The organism is Clostridium sp. CM042, assembly GCF_055080995.1.
Genome location: NZ_CM143646.1, coordinates 1464948 through 1486110, shown reverse-complemented (window position 1 = coordinate 1486110; position 21163 = coordinate 1464948). Strand labels below are relative to the sequence as shown.

At 33.0% G+C, this 21163-nt stretch carries 17 protein-coding genes and 1 riboswitch; of the genes, 10 read left to right on the top strand and 7 right to left on the bottom strand.

Going from position 1 to position 21163, the window contains the following annotated elements; translation table 11 throughout:
* Positions 1-60 precede the first annotated feature (60 nt).
* From ACWJJ7_RS07070 to ACWJJ7_RS07045, 6 genes are all read left to right on the top strand, one after another.
* Positions 61-2052: a glycosyl hydrolase family 18 protein gene (locus ACWJJ7_RS07070; RefSeq protein ID WP_462964542.1), complete on the top strand. Its 1992-nt coding sequence runs from the start codon at positions 61-63 to the stop codon at positions 2050-2052.
* Between the two features lie 195 nt (positions 2053-2247).
* Complete coding sequence (locus ACWJJ7_RS07065) at positions 2248-3096, top strand: MurR/RpiR family transcriptional regulator (RefSeq protein WP_165413935.1); 849 nt, start codon at positions 2248-2250, stop codon at positions 3094-3096.
* Positions 3097-3407: 311 nt separating this feature from the next.
* A complete protein-coding gene (gntK, locus tag ACWJJ7_RS07060) occupies positions 3408-4931 on the top strand; it encodes a gluconokinase (RefSeq protein ID WP_462964541.1) in 1524 nt (507 codons plus the stop codon).
* 15 nt (positions 4932-4946) lie between these two features.
* Positions 4947-6263 (top strand): gluconate:H+ symporter, encoded by a 1317-nt coding sequence (locus tag ACWJJ7_RS07055; RefSeq protein WP_462964540.1) that lies wholly within the window; start codon positions 4947-4949, stop codon positions 6261-6263.
* Between the two features lie 63 nt (positions 6264-6326).
* Positions 6327-7748 (top strand): NADP-dependent phosphogluconate dehydrogenase, encoded by a 1422-nt coding sequence (gndA, locus tag ACWJJ7_RS07050; RefSeq protein WP_462964539.1) that lies wholly within the window; start codon positions 6327-6329, stop codon positions 7746-7748.
* A 223-nt stretch (positions 7749-7971) separates the two neighbouring features.
* Positions 7972-9882, top strand: a complete 1911-nt coding sequence (locus ACWJJ7_RS07045) for a family 20 glycosylhydrolase (RefSeq protein WP_462964538.1) — start codon at positions 7972-7974, stop codon at positions 9880-9882.
* A gap of 109 nt (positions 9883-9991) precedes the next feature.
* Here ACWJJ7_RS07045 and ACWJJ7_RS07040 read toward each other — a convergent pair whose 3' ends face one another.
* The 7 genes from ACWJJ7_RS07040 to ACWJJ7_RS07010 all read right to left on the bottom strand — a co-directional run bounded on the left by ACWJJ7_RS07040 (position 9992) and on the right by ACWJJ7_RS07010 (position 16999).
* Positions 9992-10762 (bottom strand): ABC transporter permease, encoded by a 771-nt coding sequence (locus tag ACWJJ7_RS07040; protein WP_462964537.1) that lies wholly within the window; start codon positions 10760-10762, stop codon positions 9992-9994.
* Between the two features lie 2 nt (positions 10763-10764).
* Positions 10765-11394 (bottom strand): ABC transporter ATP-binding protein, encoded by a 630-nt coding sequence (locus ACWJJ7_RS07035; protein WP_462964536.1) that lies wholly within the window; start codon positions 11392-11394, stop codon positions 10765-10767.
* Positions 11395-11527: 133 nt separating this feature from the next.
* Positions 11528-12430, bottom strand: a complete 903-nt coding sequence (locus tag ACWJJ7_RS07030; protein WP_462964535.1) for an ATP-binding cassette domain-containing protein — start codon at positions 12428-12430, stop codon at positions 11528-11530.
* A gap of 6 nt (positions 12431-12436) precedes the next feature.
* Positions 12437-13447 (bottom strand): ABC transporter ATP-binding protein, encoded by a 1011-nt coding sequence (locus ACWJJ7_RS07025; protein WP_462964534.1) that lies wholly within the window; start codon positions 13445-13447, stop codon positions 12437-12439.
* A gap of 75 nt (positions 13448-13522) precedes the next feature.
* Complete coding sequence (locus tag ACWJJ7_RS07020; RefSeq protein ID WP_462964533.1) at positions 13523-15082, bottom strand: ABC transporter substrate-binding protein; 1560 nt, start codon at positions 15080-15082, stop codon at positions 13523-13525.
* 34 nt (positions 15083-15116) lie between these two features.
* Entirely contained in the window at positions 15117-16022 is a 906-nt protein-coding gene (locus ACWJJ7_RS07015; RefSeq protein ID WP_462964532.1) for an ABC transporter permease, read from the bottom strand.
* Entirely contained in the window at positions 15992-16999 is a 1008-nt protein-coding gene (locus tag ACWJJ7_RS07010) for an ABC transporter permease (RefSeq protein ID WP_462964531.1), read from the bottom strand. The genes ACWJJ7_RS07015 and ACWJJ7_RS07010 overlap by 31 nt, the downstream gene beginning before the upstream one ends.
* Positions 17000-17220: 221 nt before the next feature.
* Between ACWJJ7_RS07010 and ACWJJ7_RS07005 the strand changes: the two genes are divergently transcribed.
* The 4 genes from ACWJJ7_RS07005 (at position 17221) to ACWJJ7_RS06990 (ending at position 20986) form a co-directional block, all read left to right on the top strand.
* Positions 17221-17352, top strand: a complete 132-nt coding sequence (locus tag ACWJJ7_RS07005; protein WP_462964530.1) for an HAD family hydrolase — start codon at positions 17221-17223, stop codon at positions 17350-17352.
* A 204-nt stretch (positions 17353-17556) separates the two neighbouring features.
* Positions 17557-18663, top strand: a complete 1107-nt coding sequence (locus tag ACWJJ7_RS07000; protein WP_462964529.1) for an alanine racemase — start codon at positions 17557-17559, stop codon at positions 18661-18663.
* An 84-nt stretch (positions 18664-18747) separates the two neighbouring features.
* Positions 18748-18843, top strand: a riboswitch (NiCo riboswitch).
* 80 nt (positions 18844-18923) lie between these two features.
* Positions 18924-20087, top strand: coding sequence for an AI-2E family transporter (locus tag ACWJJ7_RS06995; RefSeq protein ID WP_462964528.1), 1164 nt, complete (start codon positions 18924-18926; stop codon positions 20085-20087).
* A 146-nt stretch (positions 20088-20233) separates the two neighbouring features.
* The gene (locus ACWJJ7_RS06990) at positions 20234-20986 is read left to right on the top strand and encodes an NYN domain-containing protein (protein ID WP_462964527.1); all 753 of its coding nucleotides are present in this window, start codon (positions 20234-20236) and stop codon (positions 20984-20986) included.
* Positions 20987-21163 lie beyond the last annotated feature (177 nt).

The following is a 21163-nucleotide window of genomic DNA, read 5'->3' as shown; positions in this document are numbered from 1 at the left end:
AAGCGGGTCGATTTGAATCCACCAAGGCAACTAGTTACAAATATGTTAGGAGGATTATTAATGAAAGGAACTAAAATTATTTCATGTATAACTATGGCAGCACTAATGCTAATCGTAGCTGTAGGGATAACATCAAATGTAGAGGCTAAAACGATTAAAGAAATATCAAATAAAATATCAGCAATAGTGCCCGTAGCAAAACCAATCTCTGGTGAAAAATTACTTGTAGGGTATTGGCATAACTTTGATAATGGAACAGGAATTATTAAACTTAGAGATGTTTCAACTAAATGGGATATTTTAAATATATCTTTTGGTGAAACAAGTGCAGATCGGGCTGTAGTTGAATTTTCGCCTTGCTATGGCACAGAGTCAGAATTTAAGTCTGACATCGCATATCTGCAAAGTAAGGGAAAGAAAGTTGTACTTTCAATAGGTGGACAAAATGGTGTAGTATTATTACCTGATGCTACTGCAAAACAAAAATTTATTAATTCTGTGGAAGCTGTAATAGATAAATATGGTTTTGATGGAGTTGATGTTGATCTAGAATCAGGCATTTCGATGAATGGCGGAGATACTGATTTTAAAAATCCAAGCACACCACAAATTGTAAATCTTATTGCGGGATTAAGAACTATTTCGGATCACTATGGTCCCGATTTCATATTAAGTATGGCGCCTGAAACTGCATACGTTCAAGGTGGATATACTTATTATGGAAACATTTGGGGTGCTTACTTACCAATTATTTATGGTGTAAAAGATAAATTAACTTATATCCATGTGCAACATTACAATGCTGGCAGTGGAGCTGGAATGGATGGTGTAACTTACAATCAAGGTACAGCTGATTATGAAGTGGCTATGGCAGATATGTTACTTTATGGATTTCCAATAGCAGGAAATCCTAACAATAGATTTCCTGCATTAAGAGAAGATCAAGTGATGATAGGATTACCATCATGTCCTTCAGCAGCTCCAAGCGGTGGTTATATAAATCCTACAGAAATGAAAAAGGCATTAGATTATATAACAAAAGGAATTCCTTTTGGAGGTAAATATACGATTTCAAACGCAAAAGGTTATCCAGGATTTCGAGGTTTAATGACTTGGTCAGTTAATTGGGATGCTAAAAGTAATTATGAGTTTTCAACTAATTATCGCGCATATTTTGATGAAATAGTCAATCCAGTTTATTCCTTAAAGGAAGCAGTTATTTCATCAAGTGCAGTAGCTGATGGTAGCTTTACATTGACGGCTAAAGTGCCAGGATATAATACAGCTAGTACATATAAATTTATAGATAAGACAGGAGTAATTGCAACTGGTATAATAACGCCTCAAACCTCAGAAGTAACATTAACTCAGCAAGTTGTTAACAAAAAACCAGGAACATATGATTACACAGTAGAACTTTCTGATGGAACCAAAACCATTACATCAAATCAAGTAAGTGTAATAGTGTTACCACCAGTAGTAAATAAACTACAAGCAGCAACTTTAACAGCAGGAGTGGTAAGCAATGGAGCATATAAACTAACAGCAACAGTACCAGCTAATAATACCGCAACTTCATATACTATAATGGAAAATGCGAAGACGATAACAACGGGCACATTAGTAGCAGGAAAAACTACAACACAAACAATAGCATATGATAGTATAGATAAAACGCCAGGTACTTATGAATATACAGTAGTAGTAAGCGATGGAATATTACCGCTTATATCTAATAAAGTATCAGTAACCGTTCCAAAAGTAGTGGGCACATTGCCAGCTAAACCAAGCTTAACTCAAGATAACTGGGACGGTGGTTCGGAGTATAAAATAATTATGAACATGTGGTGGGGAGAAAATGGTACTTCTTGGAGGCTATATGAGAATGGAGTACTAATTTCAACTAAACCATTAGTAGTAAGTGGATTAAATGCCCAAACGGATTCCGTATCATTTAAAGGGAAAGCAAGAGGAACCTATGTGTATAAGGCAGAACTTGTTAATGATGCAGGTATTACAGTATCTGATGAATTCAACTATACTGTAAGATAGTAAATAGGCAATCTAGTTTATTCACTAAATATAGCAAAATTATTATAGGACTGTCCTAAAAACAATAGAAAAGGCAGTCCCTTTTTCTATTAGCAAATATAATACATAAATAAACTCGTTGTGATTTAAAAATGTTGATACTATATATGGTTTAATGTTAAAATAAAGTCAAAAATACTGTTAGGTGGTAATATTATGAATGACATAGGCGGTATAGAAAGATTAAGAAATATATATTCAGAACTTAAAGGAACGGAAAAAAGAGTTGGAGAATACATACTTAAAAATCCAAAGGATATTATTCATTCATCTATAACTGAGCTAGCTGAAAATTGTAAATGTGGGGAAGCTACGGTATTTAGACTTAGTAAAAAATTGGGGTTTAAAGGATATCAGGATTTAAAGATAAGTATTGCTAGTGAAATTGTAAAACCTATTGTGAATATACATGAGGAAATAAAAGAGAATGATGATACCTTGGTTTTAATGCAAAAGATATTTAATTCCACAATAAGTTCGCTTAATGAAACTTTAAGAATAAACGACGATAAGGAATTAGATAAAGCTATAGGATATATTCATAATGCAAAAAGAATAGCTTTCTTTGGTATGGGTGGTTCTGCGGCAATAGCTCTTGATGCATATCATAAGTTTATGAGAACAGGGAAGTACTGTATATTTCATGATGATTCCCATTTTCAAGCTATGGTAAGCTCCATGTATGATGAAAATGACTGTATAATAGCTATTTCAAATACCGGAAGTAATATAGAATTAGTAGAAAATTTGAGAATTGCAAAGGAAAAAGGAGTGAAAATTATATCTATAACTTCAAATTATAAATCTCCCATATTGAAGGTATCAGATGTGGTTCTCGTATCTTATGGTAAAGAAAATCTATCAAGAAGTGAGGCTATGGAGTCAAGGATTAGTGCATTATCACTTATAGATTGTATGTTTGTTGGTACTTGTCTAAAGGATAAAGATAATTATTATAAGGTTTTAGGGCAGATAAGGGAAGCTATAGCAAACAAGAGATATTAAATCATCTTCTGCTAAGCTCAATATTAATGACTTCAGAAGGAGGTTTACACTCCCACTGAAGTTTTATTTTTATTATAACACGGAACTCCCTTATAGGAGTAGGAGACTTTCCTTCGGGAATATAATTAAAATAATTTTCATACACTCAATAGGAGTGTATTTTTTTGCGTAATAATGAAAAATATTTTCAAGGAATGCTTGATTAAACCTTTACATTATAATATAATAATAAAAAAGAGAATAATTTTCATAAAATAGCTATTATACAGTCATTTAAGAAAAAAAGAAAAATTATTTCAAAGGGGGATGTCATGGAATATTTAATTGGACTAGATATTGGAACAAGTAGTACTAAAGCAATTGCATTTAATTTGTTGGGAAACGTAATTTCAAAATGCAATATAGGTTATCCTATTTTAAACCCTAAACCTTCTTGGAGTGAGCAATGTCCTGAGGAGATGTTTGAGGCAGTTATTAATTCCATTAAATGTGTAGTAACTGAAAACACTAACAAAGGAAATAAACTTCTTGGTGTTAGTTTCAGCGCTGCTATGCACGGTATAATTGCTGTAAATGAAAATGGAGATAAATTAACTGATTGTATTATTTGGGCAGATACCAGAAGTACAGAATATTCGCAGAGTATAAAAAATAGCAAAATAGGTCATGAAATTTATATGAAAACGGGCACCCCTATTCATCCAATGTCACCACTTTGTAAACTGGCATGGATGAAAGATAATATGAAGGAAGTATTTAAAAATACAAGTAAATTTATTTCAATTAAAGAGTATGTTTTCTTTAAACTATTTCATAAGTATGTTGTGGATTATTCAATTGCATCTGCTACAGGTTTGTTTGATATTTATGAACTCCAATGGAATAAAAATTCATTAGAAGTTGCAGGTATAAGCAAGGAAAAGTTATCTACACCGGTATCCCCAATGCAAGTATTTAAAGGTATGGATAAAAAATATGCAGATTTAATGGGAATTGACAGAGAAACAGCCTTTGTAATTGGGGGAAGCGATGGGTGCCTTGCTAACCTTGGCGCTAATGCTGTAAAACCTGGAGATGCCGCAGTTACAATCGGAACTAGTGGAGCTATAAGAATAATAACAGATAAACCAAAAAATGATGAGAGTGAAAGGATTTTTAGTTATATCCTTACTGAAGACCATTTTGTTCTTGGAGGTCCTGTTAATAATGGAGGAATTATTTTTAGATGGTTCAGGGATAATTTTTCGCATTTAGAACTTACGCAAGCTAAGGAGTTAGGTGTTGATACTTATGAATTATTAACAAAGGAAGCATCTAAGGTACCGGCAGGAGCAAATGGTTTGATATTTTTGCCTTATCTTCTTGGAGAGAGAGCGCCGCATTGGGATGCAAACTCAAAGGGTGTTTTCTTTGGGATAAACATTACACATAAAAGGGAACACTTCCTAAGAGCACTTCTGGAAGGTGTGATATTTGGTGTTTATAGTGTGGGAAAAGCTTTAGAGGAGACAACTGGTAATATTGATACAATTTATGCTACTGGAGGCTTTGTTAGATCTGAGCTTTGGGTTCAAATGTTAGCAGATGTATTTAATAAAAAAGTAGTAATAGCAGAAAGCTATGAAAGTTCCTGTTTGGGAGCGGTAGTACTTGGTATGAAGGCAATAGGACTTATAAATAATATAGAAGAGGTAGAAAAGCTAGTCCCTATTTCTCAAATATTTAAACCAAATATAAAAAATCATGAAGTTTACATGAAAACTTTCGAAATATATGAAAGATTGTACGTAAAATTAAAAGACGAGTTTGTAAGTATTGGTTTATTACAAAAATAAGAGGGGGATTTTATTATGCCATTATTAATTGTTGCTTTAGGAGTTGTGTTATTATTAGTTCTTATGATAGCTTTTAAATTAAATGGTTTCTTGTCATTAATTATTGTGGCACTATCAGTAGGTATTTTGGAAGGTATGCCATTGCCTGATGTTGTAGCTTCTATTACAAAGGGCGTTGGTGGTACATTAGGTACACTTGCATTAGTACTTGGATTTGGTGCTATGCTTGGTAAGCTCATGGCAGACAGTGGTGGAGCCCAAAGAATAGCCATTACATTAATTGATAAATTTGGGAAAAAGAGAATTCAATTGGCAGTTGTAATGACAGGGTTTATAGTTGGTATGGCTTTATTCTATGAAATAGGTTTTGTACTTTTAATACCACTAGTATTTACAATTGCAGTAGCTGCTGATATCCCACTTTTATATATAGGAGTTCCAATGGCAGCAGCTCTTTCAGCAACTCATGGATTTTTACCACCACATCCAGGTCCTACAGCTATAGCAGCTATTTATAAAGCCGATTTAGGTAAGACATTGCTTTATGGTATTGTGGTTTCTATACCTGCGGTAATTCTTGCAGGCCCTGTACTTACGAAGTTCTTAAAGCATATGGAACATGATATACCAAAAGGATTATTTAACCCTAAGATATTTACGGAAGAAGAAATGCCTAGTTTTGGAGTAAGTGTATTTACGGCTTTAGTGCCAGTAATACTTATGGCAACAAGAGCTGTTGCTACTATTTGTTTACCAAAAACATCACCTATATTAAGTTATACTACATTCTTAGGTGATCCAGTAATAGCATTACTTTTAGCTGTACTTTTGGCTATATTCACTTTTGGACTAAACAGGGGCAAAAAAATGCCTGAAGTGATGAAAACTGTAACTGAATCTATAGCGGCAATAGCTATGATACTATTAATAATAGGTGGAGGCGGAGCCTTCAAACAGGTTTTAGTAGATAGTGGAGTTGCAGATTATGTTGCCCTAATTATGAAAGGATCAAGCATGTCACCACTTTTGCTTGCATGGTTAATTGCAGCAACCTTGAGAATAGCATTAGGATCTGCGACAGTGGCTGGACTTACAGCCGCAGGTATAGTTGGACCATTAATTGTAGCAACAGGTGCTAGTCCAGAACTTATGGTATTAGCTACAGGTGCAGGAAGCTTAATATTTTCACATGTTAACGATCCTGGGTTTTGGATGTTTAAAGAATATTTTAATCTATCAATACCAGAAACATTAAAATCCTGGACAGTATTAGAAACTATAATCTCTGTGGTTGGGTTAGTTATGGTTCTATTACTAAATATGATTGTATAATAAAGTTTTATATAGGAGAAGCTGTTCTTCTCCTTAATAGTTTTAAAAGGAGGAATTTAGTTTATGAATAAACAGCAATTTGGAGTTATAGGCGTTGGTGTAATGGGTAAAAATTTGGCAATAAACGTTGAAAGCAGAGGGTTATCTGTTTCAGTTTATGATCGAAGTAAAATTGCCACTGATGAGTTATTGATAGAGGCGAAAGAAAAAAATATTGTGGGCACATACTCCATAGAAGAGTTCGTGAACTCTATTGAAATTCCGAGAAAAATATTGATTATGATTAAAGCAGGAAAGCCTGTGGATGAGGCAATAGAAGAATTAATACCATATATATCAAAGGGTGACATAGTAATTGATGGCGGAAATTCATTTTTTGTGGACACAATACGTAGAAGCAAAAAACTTGAAGAGTTGGGTTTTAAATTTATAGGGGCAGGAGTTTCAGGAGGAGAAGAAGGAGCTTTAAAAGGCCCAGCAATTATGCCAGGAGGTCAGATTGATGCTTATAAAATAGTAGAACCAATTTTAACAGCTATATCTGCAAAAGTAGATGGAGAATCGTGTTGTACTTACATTGGAGCAAATGGGGCAGGACATTATGTAAAGATGGTTCATAATGGCATAGAGTATGCAGACATGCAGCTTATTTGTGAAGCATATGCACTTTTAAAAGGAGCTATTGGACTTTCTAATGATAAAATTCATGATGTGTTTGCGCAGTGGAATAAAGGTGAGCTGAATAGTTATTTAATGGAGATAACTAGTGAAATATTTGCACAAAAAGATAATGAGTCCGGAAAGCACATGGTTGATATTATTTTAGATAAAGCAAGCCAAAAGGGGACCGGGAAATGGACTAGTCAAAGCGCTCTAGATTTAGCGCTGCCAATACCTACAATAACAGAGGCTGTTTTTGCACGTTGCATTTCGAAAGTAAAAGATGAACGAGTGTTGGCAAGTAATATACTAAAAGGACCAGATGAATTATTTGAAGGAGATATAAATGAATTTATAGAATCCGTAAGAAGAGCGCTTTATACAAGTAAAATATGTTCCTATGCACAGGGATTCGCGCTTATGAAAGCTGCAGCAGTAGAATATGATTGGGACCTTAAATATGGTGAAATTGCTAAAATATTTAGAGGTGGGTGTATTATTCGCGCTCAATTCCTTAACAAAATTAGCGTTGCCTATGAAAATAATGCTAATATTAAAAATCTAATGTTAGATTCTTATTTCAAAAATATTATTAGTAGTTATCAAAAGGATTGGCGATTCGTAGTATCCACAGCTGTAAATTTAGGTGTTCCAGTTCCAGGATTTTCTAGTGCGTTAATGTATTATGACAGTTATAGAAGTGCAAAGCTACCAGCAAATTTACTTCAGGCACAAAGAGATTATTTTGGTGCCCATACCTTTGAGAGAGTGGACAAAGGGGGGACATTCCATCATGAATGGGTAAGAGAAGCTAAGGAAAAATAGTAAATAATAAAACCTGCAGTTTATATTTTAACTGCAGGTTTTTTGTTGTAATACATGTTCGTAATCATCACATTAAAGTTATATACGTGTATAATAGTATATATATATTTTTTTATATTTTAGTAATGTGGGAGTATAAATCTCCTTCTGAAGTCATTAATATTGCAGCACCTCAGGTGATGATTTAATACAAAAGATTACAATATAAAAAGGGGGAATTGGAATGTATTTGATCCCATTGCCACGCAAGATTACAGAGAGGGAAGGGTTATTTTTGATAAGTCACAATACTGCCATTGTGTTAGATGTGGCAATGGATGACAATGATTTGGAAACAGCAAAGCTGTTACAACAGGAAATTAAAAAGGTTATCGCAATTACCCTTCCTATTAAAAAAGTATTACGGAGTGCAGGGAATCTTTATGAAAACTGCATTTGCTTTAAATATGACAATATAGATACAAGAAAAGAAGCTTACATGCTGAGTGTGAGATCAAATAAAATTACAATTACCGCCTGTTCAAGCCGCGGATTCCTGTATGGAGTAGCTACGCTAATTCAGATATGCAAGATATCACGTGCGGAAATTGGATGCACAGATATTGAAGATGAACCATCTTATTCAAACAGAGGATATATGCTTGATGTTAGCCGCGGAAGGGTGCCTACTATGAACAGTTTGAAAGTACTGGTTGATCGGTTGTCCTTGTATAAAATCAATCAACTTCAACTGTATATGGAAAACTGTTTACGACTAGATGGATTTGAGGAAATTTGGTCGCAGACAGATCCTTTTACTCCGGAAGAAATTTTGGAACTAGATTGTTACTGCAATAAAAGAGGCATTGAACTGGTACCTTGCATAGCATCCTTTGGACATTTGTATGATTTACTCCGTTCAGAGAGCTTTGGCAAATACAGAGAAATGAATACCGGTCAGGGTGAGGCATTTACTTGGTATAACCGTATGAGATACCATATCATTAATGTGTCTGACCCCGATAGTTTTGCTCTTATCACAGGCATTCTTGACCAATACATGCCATTGTTTCGCAGTGATAAAATAAATATTTGTTGCGATGAAACATTTGATTTGGGTAAGGGGAAGAGTGCTCCTATGGCAAAGGGAATGGTTTACGGAGAGATGTATCTTTCTTATGTGAATAGGTTAGTGGAATATCTTCAAAGCAAGGGTAAAAAGGTAATGATTTGGGGTGATATTCTGCAGAATCATCACGAACAGATGGGTAAACTTAATTCGCAAGTTACCTGCCTTAACTGGTATTACAATTATGGTGCTAAGGAAGAAGTTGTTAAAATTTTTGCGGACAATGGTTTAAAGCAGTATGTATGTCCTAGTGTATCAGGTTACAGTAGGTTGGTGAATGCATATGACATGAGTTTTACTAATATAAGGGAGATGGCAAAGCTAGGTGATCAGTATCATGCAGTTGGATTTTTGAATACAGACTGGGGGGATTGCGGCCATATTAATATGCCGGCGCTCGCCATTCCCTGCATGATTTATGGTGCAGCACAGGGTTGGAACGTTGATGACGACAGGGATTTTAGTGCTATAGATAAGGCTATTTCACTGGTTGAATATGAAGATCGTGGAAAAAAATTGGTGGGAATGCTACGTGAACTTTCTCGTCAAGATATAATCACTTTTAATGATCTGGCATTTTTCAGGGATTATAAGGTGTACAATCAGACCTACAATGATCGTGGAACTTCGCTATATGAAAAAGCTAAAAATGAAATGATGTTGGTTTCAGAGAATCAGCTTAAGGGCGCAGTTACTAAATGCAGCGAAATCATTAATTGCCTTAAACAAAATGATAGTGGTTCTTATGCAGACCGCCAAGAAGAAATGCTAGAGTATTATCTTGCTGCTCGTGGTGTAGCACTGATGCAGGAATTGACGCTAATCATTAAAGAACGCGAGTACGGTCAGGATGTACATTCGCTGGATACTCCGTATGAACTGGCTAGTAAACTTGAATATTGGCTGATGGACTACTGCATAGAGTGGAGGACTGTCAGCCGCGAGAGTGAATTGTATCGAATAAAAGAATTTGTTTGGCAAATCTGTTCAATTCTCAGGAAATATGATTCAAAGTTACACAGTTGATACCAGCTGCAAAGAGAGAAATAATTCTTAAAAAATTTAATTATAAAAGCTGTGAAATTAAATTCACAGCTTTTATAATTAAATCATCTTCTACAAGTTGTCATTAAAACTATAAGAATTGTTTTTTATTATTATATAAGGACTTATAACCTAAGTTGAGGGATAAAAAAACTGTTATACAAACAGAAGTACAGACTGCAATCATAATGGCTATTTGGTACATAATTGCTGTGGTAGGTAATGTACCTGATAACATTTGTCCTGTCATCATTCCTGGTAAAAAAATTATTCCCATTCCTAGCATGGAATTCATCGTAGGAATTAAGGCGGTTTCTAAAGCATTATTAGCAAAGGGCTTTAAAATATCTTTAGGTTCTACTCCTAAATTGAGTAAAGTATTAATTTTATTTTTTTCTTTGCTGATATCATCCATAAAGGTTTTTATTGCAATGTTTACTCCCGTCATAGAGTTGCCAATAATCATACCAGCTAAAGGTATAGTGTATTGAGGATTGAATATGGATTTACCAACAACTACAGTTACAAAAAAGACTAGAATAAAAAGTCCCGAAAATGTTAAAGAAGCTCCTATTGCAATTTTGAAATTGTGATTTAAGTCTTTTTTACTTTTAATTACTCTATGAATAGAAAATACTATCATAATTATCAAAAAAATTATAGTAAATATAGGCTTTGGATTACTAAAGACATATTGAAGTATGTAACCCACAATCACAAGTTGAACTGTCATTCTTAAACTTGCAACTAAAAGAAGTTTTGTTTGATTAACCTTTGATTTTTTCATAATTATGAGCACTATAATTAGAAGTAAATAAATAAGTGAAAACTGGAAGATACTTAGCTGTACTGCTCCTTTCATATTTATGCCTCCTTAACTATTTCAATTTTATTTTCACAAAACTCATCAACAATAGTTTTATTGTGGCTTACAATTACAATTTCAATATTTTTAGTTTTGCAGAAATTTATTATATTTTCCATTACTTTATGGCTGGTCGTCTCATCTAAAGCAGAGGTTGGCTCGTCGAGTAATATAACCTCAGGGCATAATGATAAAAAAATTGATATATAAACTCTTTGTCGTTCTCCACCAGAAAGGGTAGATGTATTTTGGTCAAGTGGAACATTTACACAGCAAAGCTCGGTTATGTAGGCAATATAGTCTAAGCTAGGCATAGTTTTTTGTCTTAGTGAATAAAAGGTTTTAAAATTGTCTATTATGCTCTCATCAAAAAGAAAAACATCCTGAGAAACTAGGCTTACCTCACGTCTTAGAGTAATAGGGTCATATGCGCCAATGGGGGTACCTTTATATAATAATTCACCAGATGTTGGATTTATAGATTGGTTTAATAGTTTGAAAAAAGTGCTTTTACCACATCCACTCTCCCCAACAATAAAATTAATCATGCCCTTTTGAACTTTTACATCATTATAAGTTAAATTGGATTTGTAAATAAGATTGCTTGCTTGAAATAATAGTTTATTCATTTAAAATAACCTCCCTTACTGCGGTATCTTCAATTAGTATTATAATAAATAGCAAAAAATAAAAAAATAATATCCAAAATAGATATACAAATTAGATAACGAGTTTATCAATTAAGAATATCATTGGATAAAGTTAAATGCAACAATATATAAAATGACCTTCTGATACTTCTACCAACTGACTTTTTTCTTCTAAATGATCATCTATAATCGGGTTATACTTGATACGGTTTCTATTTTCTGCACAATCTGGATCAGGGACAAGTATTGATGAAAACAATGCCTTAGTATAAGGATGAATTGGATTGCGATATAATTCGCAAGTTTCAGCGAGTTCAACAATTTTTCCATGATACATAACACCTACTCGGTTGCAGACATACCTTACCATTGCTAAGTCATGTGAAATAAATAAACATGTCATACCATTTTCTCTTTGAAGCTTTTTAAATAAATTGATAATTTGAGCTTGAATTGAAACATCTAAAGATGCAATCGGTTCATCAGCAATGATGAATTCGGGATCAAGACTAAGTGCTCGTGCAATTCCTACACGTTGCCTCTGTCCACCTGAGCATTCAAATGGATAATAGTCCTTATAGATTTTATCAAGGCCTACTAAATTCATAAGCTTATAAACTTTCTCCATGCGCTCTTCTTTCTTCCTATACATTTTTTGGATTATAAGAGGCTCCTCAATAATTTCTTTTATAGTCATTCGTGAATTTAGAGATGATGTTGAATCTTGAAATATAATTTGCATATTTCTATTTATAAGTCTTTTTTGAGCTCTGTAAATCTTAGGATCTGAAATAAGATTTCCTCTATAATAGATTTCTCCCTCTGTTGGCTTATGAATATTAATAATGCTTCTGCCAGTAGTTGATTTGCCTGAGCCAGATTCACCCACCAAGCCAAATATTTCTCCTTTATAAATCCCAAAAGATATATCATCAACTGCTTTAATCAAAGTATTTCTATCTAATTTGAAATATTGCTTTAAATTTCTAACTTCTAATATTTTTTCGTTTTTCATTTCATATCACTCCACATTTCTCAAATTTAATGGGGGATTTATTTTTGGGGCATCTTTGTGTAAAAGCCAAGTTGCAGCACTATGTGTATCACTGATTTTAAACATTGGTGGTTCAGCTAGATAATCCATCTTCAAAGCATATTTGTTTCTCACCGAAAAAGCATCACCCTTTGGCGGGTCCAATAAATTAGGGGGCATTCCTGGTATGAAATTCAAAAATTCCTCATCAGAATGAATTTTAGGTAAAGAAGACATTAATCCCCAAGTATAGGGATGCCTTGGATCGTAAAAGATATCTTTAGCTGTACCAATCTCGACAATTTTACCTGCATACATAATTGCAATTCTTTGGGCAATATTTGCAACAACACCTAAATCATGCGTGATAAATATGATTGATATCCCAGTTTTTACTTGTAACTCTTGAATAAGCTCTAATATTTGTGCTTGGATAGTCACATCTAAAGCAGTGGTTGGTTCATCAGCAATTAATACTTCAGGGCTACAGGCCAGTGCTATTGCAATAACACTTCGTTGTATCATTCCTCCAGAGAAATGATACGGATACTGATTAAATCTTTTTTCTGCATGATCTATCCCAACAAGTTCCATCAATTCTATGCTTTTCACTTTTGCTTCCCTTTTGCTAATTTTTTGATGAATCAGTACCGCTTCCATGATCTGTTTGCCAATAGACATAGTGGGATTTAAAGAAGTCGTAGAATTTTGAAATACCATAGATATGTCCTTGCCTCTCACCTTATTCATAGATTTTTCCGATAAATTTGTTATGTTCTCCCCATTAAGAATAACTTCTCCACTTTTTATACAGCCATTTTCGGGAAGTATGCGTAAAATGCTTTTACATAATACTGTTTTTCCAGATCCTGATTCTCCAAGTATCGCTAAAACTTCTCCTTTTTTCAGAGAAAAAGAAACATCTCTAACCACCTTCACTTCACCCGCTTTAGTTGAAAAGCTTACGACTAAATTATTTACTTCTAACAAATTGTCCATATTCGCTCCTAGTCATTAAAAACCACAAAGGAACATTATGGCACCATTGTGTTTCTCTTTATTTTTTTTAATTTCCTACTGAATTGTCCACTCTGTAATATTCCAGAATATTCCGACGCCGTGGTGACCTAATACTGTTTCTGGGGTAACCCCTTTTATATTAGGCTTTGAAACATATAATGCATCGATGTATGTTATAAATGTATATGGCATATCTTTAGCTAATTCGATTTGGAATTCTTTGTAATATTTTGATCTCTCAGCTTCGACATCAGTTTCTCTTGCTTTCTGTAATAACGCATCAACTTTGGCATTTGAATAGCTGTTAAAATTACTACCTTTACCTGTTACAAACACTTTATAAGTGTGATCGTCCGGATCAAATGGACTTCCCCACCCAATCAGGAATGCGTCTTGATTCTCCCAATCGATTTTTGCCTGCATCACAACCTTCATATCAACCCCAATTGCTTTAAACTGTTGTGCACAGACGTTTGCCATATCAACTCTAACCTGGTCTCCTTCATTGCAGTTGACAGTAAATGATATTTTCTTATTGTTCTTTTCATATATTTTGTCCTTGCCAAGCTTCCAGCCCGCCTTTTCAAGCTCTTGCTTCGCTTTTTTAGGATTATAATCAAATTTTTTCATATCAGGGTTGTTATATTCTCCGGCCTGAAGTGGTGAATATGCTACTTTCCCCTGTCCTAATAGAACACTGTCCAAAATAGCTAATCGATCAATAGCATAACTTAAGGCATTAGGTAATTCTGGATTTAACTTAAATAAGGGACTATTAAAATTATACATAATTCCTCTGTAGTCTGATGTTTTCATATCATAGATAACAAGCTCCTTATTATTTTGAAATTGACCAGCATCATGTGGTGTAACCTGCGCTAAATCCAATTCTCCTGATTTTAATTGCAGGGCTCTTGCCTTTGTATCCTCTATAATTTTAAAGACTACTTTATCAATTTGTGGTTCTTTTACATAGAAATCTTTATTTTTTACAAGAGTAATGCTTTGTCCTTTATCCCAGCTCTCCATTTTAAATGGACCAGTTCCGATTGGAAATTGATTAAATTTATCTGTTGCAATATCTTTTCCTTCTAAGAGGTGCTTAGGTAAAATACCAATCGTCAAATAATCCAGCATTGCGATATTTGGTGCCTTTAAAGTTATTTTTAACGTAGTCTTGTCTACCACTTTAATCTTGGTAATATCTTCATAGTTGGAGGCTATTTCTGAAGCATTTTTAGGATTTATAATTGTATCTAAAGTAAACTTCACATCCTCTGCCGAAAAAGGTTCATTGTCATGCCATTTTACATCATTTCTTAATGTAAAAGTATATGTTTTTGCAGCTTTATCATATTTCCAACTTTTTGCAAGTCCTGGAACAATCTTGTTGTTTTTGTCATGAGTCGTAAGGCCACTAAAAATCAGGGAATTAATTTCTCCATGTTCATATAATGCGGGATTGATACTTGAATAATCCCCACTTCCATAAACTAAAACCTTTTCATTCGATGTTGCTTTCTTATCAGCATCACTATCACCACCACAGCCTACTAATAAAGCCATGCTCATAATCAGCGCCACTCCTAAAATCATTCGTTTTTTTAATTGCATAATTTTTCTCCTTAATATTTATTATTTTATAAATTTATAAATTACTAAATTCTTTATTGTTTTTCTTCCTCACATAGTTTCCTATATTTGTTATGCAAACCAATGTAACCACTAAAAATATACCAGGAATCAAGATAATCCACCAGTAATTTGATAACAATGCTTTTTCCGAAAGGGAGAGCATACTACCCCATGAAATAATTTCAAGTGGAAGACCAATCCCTAAAAAGCTCAAAGTTGATTCTATTGAAATGGCGCTTCCGATATTAATAACCACCATAAACATTATTGATGAAATGAAATTTGGTAGCAGATGCCTTTTTAAAATATAAAAGAATTTACCTCCAGCACATTTTGCTGCTAAAATGTATTCACTATTTCTAATTTGCCTTACTTCACTTCGTACAATTTTAGAAATGTTCATCCAACTAGTTAGCCCAATTACAATGGAGAGAGATACTGGATTTGCTTCTCCTATCATTGCTTGAATGAAAATTATGGTCAAAATTGATGGTATACTAAGTGCGATTTCGGTAAATCTCATCATTATATCATCTAATAATTCAGATGCAACACCACTGAGGCTTCCATATACAATTGCGATTGTAGTTGATATGATCGTAGCTAATACCCCAATAAATAAAGAGATTCTACCGCCATACCAAATCATAGTAAAAATATTTCTTCCTAAAGAATCTGTACCGAAGTAAAAGGTGCTGTTAGGAGCTACATTAATATTACCTAGGTCCATATAAGAAGGATCAACTTTCGTTATTATCCCGTAAAAAATACATCCAAGGATGATTGTAAGTAACATTCCTATTGAGATATAAGGTCTTTCTTTTATATGTTTTTTTAAGTTTTTTCTTTCAGGTACTTTTACTTTCTCTGGAATATAATTTTCTCCAACTATTTTAAAGTCCCTATGTTGTCGTTCCAACAACTCTCACCCCGATCATGTTTCATTCTTGGATCTATTTTATCGTTAATTACTTGTGCTAGCATATTTACGAAAACCACCAGTATCCCTGTTATTAAGCAAAGTACCATCAGCATATTATAATCATGATATTTAGCGCTCTCAAAGGATAGAGAGCCAAGTCCAGGATAAGAAAAAACTTTTTCTGCCACATAAGTTCCTCCTAAAATATGAGAAACGGATATTGACATAATACTAATATAAGATGGCATAATATTTTTTAAACAATGTTTATATAAAATTTTCTTTTTACTTAAACCCTTAACTTTGCATAATAACACATAATCTTGTCTGATTTCTTCTACTAATTTATTTCTAATCATGTATGTGTAATACCAAAGGTGACTCAATATCAGAACAATTAAAGGAAGTAGAAGATGCTCTACTCTACTTCCAATGTTGCTGGATTGCCCCAGCCCATAGGCACCACTTGAAGGTAATATCTCTAAATTAATACTAAAAATTAAAATCAGTATAAGCGATACCCAAAACGATGGAATACAAGTGGTTATAACACCTATTTTGCAAATAACTTTATCTATGAGCTTGTCCTCATGTAAGGTGCAAAAAATTCCTAAAAGTAGAGCAAATAAAAAGGTTAATATATAAGAAAGACCCCCTAGTATAACTGTATTTATATAAACATCTTTAATTACTGTCGTAACGTTCTGTTTATATTTATAAGATATACCATATTCACCATGAGTCGCATTTGCTAACCAGCTAATATATTGCCTATATATAGGGTCGTTTAATCCGAGCTTTTTCATTGCATCCAGTTTTTGTGTAGTATTCATCCTTTCAACGCTTTCGCCATAATAAGACATTAAAGGATCTCCAGGTGATAACCTTGCCATGTAAAAGACAATGATAGACAGCAGAAATATAACCAAAATGAACTGTACTATTTTTTTTTCTATGTAAATCACATTATTCATAACATTCTATCCTCTCCTAAATAACATAAAAAACGCAAAAAACACGAAAATTCAGCTCCTTCTTCAAAAAAGAAAAGAGTCGAAACCTTCGTGGTTTAATTTTAATAGTTATTAAATTTTAATAATAAATTTTTACTATAAAAAATTATTCTTCTGAATAAAGACGCAAGATTCGTCTTGCATATTTAGTCTATATTATATTTCTAATTTAGTCAAATAAAATGGCAATAGGGGATAACCTTAATGATTTAGATATGATAAAAAACTCTGGATTTGGTGTAGCAGTAGAAAATGCTCATGAGGAGGTGAAAAAGTATTCTAATGTTATAACAAAATCAAACGATGAGCATTGATTTGCATATGCTTGTAATGAATTAATCCATTTTTAAATTAATTAACCAGTTGAGATGATGTATATACATTTTGGATGGCTTATTTAAATTATTCCTATTATGGGTTATAATGTGGATAAGTTAAGAGGATTAAGTTCATATTAAAAACTTATTTAAAACCTAGGAAATATATTCTAAACATAAAATATTTTAGGGGGAATTGGTATGAAACAAAAAACTTATCAAAGTATTAAATATCCAATATTAGAAATAAGTTTAAAAAAGGTACGCGAAAATATTGAATACATGGTGGGTTTATGTAGCGCTCAGGGGATAAGCATTGCTGGAGTAGTTAAGGGGTTTAATGCAATACCAGAGGTTGCAGAACAGTTCGCACATGCAGGGTGTACATATATAGCAAGTTCAAGAATGGACCAAATAATTAAACTAAAGGAATATGGAATAGAGAAACCTTTTATGATGATTAGAATTCCAATGTTTAGTGAAATAAAAGAATTGGTACAATATGCTGATCTTAGTCTAAATTCTGAAATAGAAACATTGAATATGATTGAAAAAGAATGTGAATTACAAGGCAAAAAACATAAGGTGGTTTTAATGCTTGACCTTGGAGATTTAAGAGAAGGCGTCTTTAATGAAAACGAATTCATTGATTTAGCGGAATATGTAGAAAATAATCTTGAGAATATAGAGTTATATGGAGTAGGAACAAACTTAGGTTGTTATGGGGCAATAATTCCTACAGAAGAGAATTTAGGAAGACTTTGTAATATTGCTGAAATAATTGAGAGTAAAATAAACAGGAGACTAGAGATGATTTCCGGAGGTGCTACAAGTTCAATACCTTTAATAATAGATGGGAAAATGCCTGAAAGAGTAAATAATTTAAGAATAGGCGAGGGGATACTATTGGCACAAGATTTAGAGGAGTTCAGGGGATATGATATGAAACATATGCATAAAGATACTTTTGTGCTAAAAGCTCAGGTTGTGGAAATAAAAGATAAGCCTACACATCCTATTGGGAAAGTATTTATTGATGCTTTTGGAAATAAACCAACCTATGAGGATAAAGGAATAAGAAAAAGGGCGTTACTTGCAGTGGGAAAACAGGACTTTGGCTTACACGATAAGCTAATCCCACAAAAACAAGGTGTTAAAACTATAGGAAGTAGTTCAGATCACTTAATTATAGATATTGAAGATTGTGATAGTGAAATTAAATTAGGGGATATACTCGATTTTCAAATGTACTACCCACCAATGATGTATTTAAGCGGATATTCAGGTATATCAAAGGTTTTAATATAAGTCATATACAAAAAATAAAAATATTGACATATAATAGCCTTGTATGATAAATTTAAGGGAATCTCTTTGTATTGTATATAAATAACAGTACAAACTGAGCAGGTGATGAACTTGTAAAAAAGTTCGTGAAGTTGGACCTAAATGGCAATAGGATTAAAATTATACACCTGTGGGACAGTTTATTGTTCTACGGGCTTTTTTATTTGTATTAATAAATATGACAAATGCAAAGATAATTAATTACTAAGGGGGATATAATCATGAAAAACAGATTAGACAGAAAGTATCTTAAGTATGTACTATATGTTGCCCTCACGGCAACCTTGATTTTTATAAGCTATAATATAGTATTTAATTTCAAAGAGGTTTTTAGCAATATTACTAGTACGATCAATTCTTTATTTTCAATGATTTCTCCACTCATTATTGGTTGTATAATTGCTTATCTATTATATCCATTATCAAAGATTATAAATGCTTTTCTTGTTAATCACTTAAAACTTAAATATAAGCCCCATTTGATTAGCATTATACTAACATACTTAGTAGTGATTTTATTATTTATTATACTTATTTATAGTATCTATGCAATGATTGGTGGACAAATTAGTCACAATGAAACCTTATCAGTTATGTTCGCAACTATTAGTGATTATATAAAACGCTATAATGAGCTCTATGATTATATTAACAGAAAAATCACGCAAAGTGGTTTCTCCCTCGATATAAAGGGGTATTTATCAGAAGCTATAAAGCAGGTATACTCATATTTATCACTTTCTATAGATAGTACAATTAAACTATTTGCAGGTATAAGCAACAGCATTGTAAACAGTTTTATTGGTTTGTTTATTTCCTTTTATTTATTAAAGGACTATGAATTTTTTAGAAAGCTATACTTGAATTCTGTGAGCCTTATAATGAAGGAAAGTAGATTTAAGAGACTTAATAAAACTCTTTTTGAAATTAATTATATTGTATCTAGGTTTATAAGAGGACAGCTCCTTGATGGTTTAATAGTTGGATTACTTAGCAGTATTGGACTGTCTTTTGTAGGCATTGATTTTGCTATTCTTATTGGATTTACAGCAGGTATTGCCAATATTATACCTTATGTTGGTCCACTAATTGGTTGTATTCCAGCAATTATTGTGGGTATTCTTAGCCCAAATCCTATTCAAGCTCTATGGGCAGTGCTTTTGCTTCTTGCGGTTCAACAACTTGATGGTGCAGTTATATCACCAAAAATTGTAGGAGATAGCATGGGTCTACACCCGATTTTCATAATCATGGCAATAACTATCGGGGGAAGTTTAGCAGGTATAATTGGAATGCTTTTATCTGTACCTATTGCTGGTATAATTAAACTATTTTTAATAAAGATTATAACAAAGCGAACAGATGAAACGGGTAGCGAAGTTTAAAACCAGGTTAATAGTTAATTATTGAAATATAGAAGGAATATTTGGAATTTTGTAGAATGTTATACTTAGTATGTTATTTTAAAATAATGAGTTAATAGATTTATTAAAAAATAATTTAAAGACATTAAGGTGTAAAGGAGATAAAGATGGAAAAGGATAAGAAAATTGCAGTTTTGATTGATGCTGACAATGTATCTGAAAAATATATAAGGTATATAATTGACGAAATTTCAAATCATGGAACACCTACATATAAAAGAATTTATGGCGATTGGACCAAACCTCAACTAGCTTCATGGAAGAATGTATTGCTTAATTATTCTATTAGTCCAATACAACAATATAGTTATACCACAGGCAAAAATTCCACGGATGCAGCCCTTATAATAGATGCTATGGATATACTCTATTCAAATAATGTTGATGGATTTTGCATTGTATCGAGTGATAGTGATTTTACTAAACTAGCAGCTCGCCTTCGCGAAGCCGGTATGTATGTTATTGGTATGGGAGAAAAGAAAACTCCAAAACCTTTCATTTCAGCTTGTGAAAAGTTTAAATATCTTGAAGTATTAGCTTCAATGGCGCCAAAGCATACTGAAACAACGACTATTAAAGGAGCACAAACACAAGAAGAATCAAAAGGTGGTATGATAAGTTCTGGTAAATTAGTAGAGGCTATAAAAACTATTATAACTGAGATTTCAGATGAAGATGGTTGGGCATTTTTAGGAGAACTAGGTAGCACTCTTAATAAGAGGTATCCTGATTTTGATACTAGAAATTATGGTTATGCAAAGCTGACACCTTTTGTAGCATCCTTAAAAAATTTTGAGATTAGATCAACAAAAACTAGCAATCCAAGTATAAGTCTTAAATATATTCGCAATAAAGAGTAATATTTTTGTGGTACCATGATCAAAATATATATTACTAACAAATAAAAAGGGTATTAAATAGATTTAAAGCCGCTATCTGAGTTTATGATGGCGGCTTTGCTGTTATTAGAGCAGTTTTAGATTTTCTTAATAAAGTTGTAAGAATTATGATGAGTATTTTGTAAAAAGTACCCTGTA

What these genes read in the sequence shown, in the direction of transcription:
- ACWJJ7_RS06990 (WP_462964527.1), top strand. Translation starts at nt 20,234, where the DNA reads ATGGAAAAGGATAAGAAAATTGCAGTTTTGATTGATGCTGACAATGTA.
- ACWJJ7_RS07020 (WP_462964533.1), bottom strand. Translation starts at nt 15,082, where the DNA reads ATGCAATTAAAAAAACGAATGATTTTAGGAGTGGCGCTGATTATGAGC.
- ACWJJ7_RS07000 (WP_462964529.1), top strand. Translation starts at nt 17,557, where the DNA reads ATGAAACAAAAAACTTATCAAAGTATTAAATATCCAATATTAGAAATA.
- ACWJJ7_RS07045 (WP_462964538.1), top strand. Translation starts at nt 7,972, where the DNA reads ATGTATTTGATCCCATTGCCACGCAAGATTACAGAGAGGGAAGGGTTA.
- ACWJJ7_RS07030 (WP_462964535.1), bottom strand. Translation starts at nt 12,430, where the DNA reads ATGAAAAACGAAAAAATATTAGAAGTTAGAAATTTAAAGCAATATTTC.
- ACWJJ7_RS07065 (WP_165413935.1), top strand. Translation starts at nt 2,248, where the DNA reads ATGAATGACATAGGCGGTATAGAAAGATTAAGAAATATATATTCAGAA.
- ACWJJ7_RS07025 (WP_462964534.1), bottom strand. Translation starts at nt 13,447, where the DNA reads ATGGACAATTTGTTAGAAGTAAATAATTTAGTCGTAAGCTTTTCAACT.
- ACWJJ7_RS06995 (WP_462964528.1), top strand. Translation starts at nt 18,924, where the DNA reads ATGAAAAACAGATTAGACAGAAAGTATCTTAAGTATGTACTATATGTT.
- ACWJJ7_RS07005 (WP_462964530.1), top strand. Translation starts at nt 17,221, where the DNA reads ATGGCAATAGGGGATAACCTTAATGATTTAGATATGATAAAAAACTCT.
- gndA (WP_462964539.1), top strand. Translation starts at nt 6,327, where the DNA reads ATGAATAAACAGCAATTTGGAGTTATAGGCGTTGGTGTAATGGGTAAA.
- ACWJJ7_RS07040 (WP_462964537.1), bottom strand. Translation starts at nt 10,762, where the DNA reads ATGAAAGGAGCAGTACAGCTAAGTATCTTCCAGTTTTCACTTATTTAT.
- ACWJJ7_RS07070 (WP_462964542.1), top strand. Translation starts at nt 61, where the DNA reads ATGAAAGGAACTAAAATTATTTCATGTATAACTATGGCAGCACTAATG.
- ACWJJ7_RS07055 (WP_462964540.1), top strand. Translation starts at nt 4,947, where the DNA reads ATGCCATTATTAATTGTTGCTTTAGGAGTTGTGTTATTATTAGTTCTT.
- gntK (WP_462964541.1), top strand. Translation starts at nt 3,408, where the DNA reads ATGGAATATTTAATTGGACTAGATATTGGAACAAGTAGTACTAAAGCA.
- ACWJJ7_RS07010 (WP_462964531.1), bottom strand. Translation starts at nt 16,999, where the DNA reads ATGAATAATGTGATTTACATAGAAAAAAAAATAGTACAGTTCATTTTG.
- ACWJJ7_RS07035 (WP_462964536.1), bottom strand. Translation starts at nt 11,394, where the DNA reads ATGAATAAACTATTATTTCAAGCAAGCAATCTTATTTACAAATCCAAT.